Source organism: Vibrio sp. 704 (genome assembly GCF_033339295.1).
This window is the reverse complement of record NZ_JAWOUH010000605.1, coordinates 1-627: the sequence shown is the minus strand read 5'-3', so window position 1 is coordinate 627 and position 627 is coordinate 1. Positions and strand designations below refer to the sequence as shown.

Annotated in this window: 1 protein-coding gene; it reads right to left on the bottom strand. The window is 51.2% G+C overall.

Going from position 1 to position 627, the window contains the following annotated elements:
- Positions 1-627, bottom strand: a 627-nt coding sequence (locus R7R24_RS28010; protein WP_318120347.1) for a phosphoenolpyruvate carboxylase, incomplete at both ends; no start/stop codon positions are given.

Sequence of the window (627 nt, the reverse complement as noted above, 5' to 3'; positions counted from 1 at the left end):
TTGACGGAAGTATGGAACAAAATCTGGTTCGCCACGGACGACGCCACGGTAAGCTTCACAGCTCACTTCCGACAGGACTTCCATCAAGTCGCGCCATTCTTGTTTTGGCTCTGGTGGTGGCAGTAGATTTGCTTCCAAAATGGCGCTTGCATACAAGTTGAAGCTGTTTACCGCAACATCTGGTAGACCCAGTTTAAAGCGGATCATTTCGCCTTGTTCTGTTACGCGTAACCCGCCTTTCAAGCTCTTTGGTGGTTGAGACAGCAGAGCCGCGTGTGCAGGTGCGCCGCCGCGACCAACGGTGCCGCCACGACCATGGAACAGAGTCAGCTCAACACCTTCGTCTTCTGCCACTTTAACTAGAGATTCCATAGCATGGTACTGAGCCCAGCCTGCCGACATGACGCCTGCATCTTTTGCTGAATCAGAGTAGCCGATCATGACCATTTGGTGGTTTTGAATAAAGCCACGGTAAAGGTCGATACTCATTAGCTGCTTAATGACCGATTCTGCATTGTTCAAGTCGTCTAGAGTTTCGAACAAAGGGCAAACATCCATACGGTAAGGGCAGCCCGCTTCTTGCAGTAATAGGTGCACAGCGAGTACGTCTGAGGCGGTACGAGCCAT